Raw genomic sequence first — 1,659 nt, 5'->3', positions numbered from 1 at the left:
CCCGGCTGAGCAGCCCGCGTAGATTGCCGTTAATATACTTCTCCATCGTATCCGCCGGAATTTGGCCCAGCAGGAGATTCAGCTCAAGCTGGCGGTAGTGCACGACATTCCCGTACGCACCCCATTGCTGAGCCATCGACATACATTCCCTCACCTCGGCAAAAGCTTCCTTCAGCCCTTCCGGCTTAACCTTAATACTGCTGACTGCCGCCCGGGGATAATACGTTTTATCGAGCTTTAAATTGTGAAAACATTCATTTATCAGAGCGCGAAACTGTTCAGGGCTGTGCTGGCTAACCGGTAACAGTGATACTAATCCCTCATCCATAATGACATGAATGGCATTCAGCTCCCGCAGGGCAGGATGCTCCGCATATTCTTCCTTCAGCCGGAGCAGTTCCCCCTGCCGGTCGTCTCCAACAGCGGCTGTATCGGTAAGCAGCAGTTGAAAAGGAGAATGCAAAAGCGTCACTTCCAGCTTGGCCGCAGCCTGGGACAGCTCGTTGCAGGACAATCCGCCCTTCAGACACCTGCGCAGAAGACTGCTGAATTCACGGTGCTCGGCATGCACAAAATAATCTTCATAGCCGGAATGAATATGGAAGGAAATAAGTTCAGCCCCCTGGACAAACAAGCTCTCTTCGACGGGCAGCAGCAGCGGATCAATCGGGCAGTACAAAAGATAGCCGGAGCATTTCTCCCCTTGCATTAACGGTATCCTAAGGCCTGTTTTGTCACCGATGCGAAAACGCTGATTGCGGTTCTGCCAAGGCCAGCCTTCCAGCAGCTGACGGCCTTCATATTCCGAATTATTGTACACCGCGTCTCCCCGGGCGCTGACAACCGCAAGCGGATAACCAATCACCTCGGATACCGACTCAAACAGCGGACGGCTGCGTCCGGAACGGAGCGCAAAGCGCATCAGCTTGCGCTGCTTATCCATAATGCTCTGCAACATGCTGGTGCTGCGCGACAATTCTGCACGAAACAGCCCGTTCATCTGATCGGAGAACGTAAACTGGAACGGCAGCTCAATCAGCGGAAAATTCAGCGTCTCCGCTTCAGCGATCAGCTCCTCCGGGACCGTATCCCAGAAACGGCCTAACTTGATGCCCAAAGCGGAAGAACCGCGGCGGTTCAGAGTCTGCAGCAGTGCAGACGCATCCTCCAGGCTGTCCTTGATTAAATAGGCTGTTGTCAGCAGCATTTCCCCTTCTTTAATCCAGTCCGAAATATCCGGCGCATCCATCACATTAATCGACTTCACAATTCTGTGTTTCCCCTTAGCTCCGGCTATAAGTCTTGCTTCGGATAAAGGATAAATGGACAACGCTTCTTCGACGGTAAGATGCATGCCACCCCTCCTCAAATAGGTTCATTTATTATCGTTCGGTCTTTATGTTACTTTATGTAACATTATAGATAAAATGACCCCTTATTGAAAGAGAAACTTTAAATTATCCGTGAACTATGTGAGATAATATTACGCATGTCACAAAATATTAACTATTGCACTTTTACAGCTGCCGGGCAAAGATTATGCAGCGTTTGGCTTGTAAACGGATGGATGAGTATAGTCGGAACAGCGTGGAGTGTGAGGGAGAGAACAAAAAAACTTCCGCTCTCGCATGATTACGCAGAGACGGAAGTCGGGTAGGC

The 1,659-nt window shown here is 50.5% G+C and carries 1 protein-coding gene; it reads right to left on the bottom strand.

Translation table 11 applies throughout. The annotated features are described in order from the left end of the window. Positions 1 to 1,354: PucR family transcriptional regulator ligand-binding domain-containing protein (locus AQR02_RS03315; RefSeq protein WP_054939380.1), on the bottom strand; the 1,354-nt coding region annotated here is incomplete at its 3' end. Between the last annotated feature and the right edge of the window lie 305 nt (positions 1,355 to 1,659).

Origin of the sequence: Paenibacillus ihuae, from assembly GCF_001368795.1 — a bacterium.
GTDB classification, from domain to species: Bacteria; Bacillota; Bacilli; order Paenibacillales; family Paenibacillaceae; genus Paenibacillus_AQ; species Paenibacillus_AQ ihuae.
Note: the sequence above shows the minus strand (reverse complement) of the source record. Positions and strands in the feature narration are given on the sequence as shown.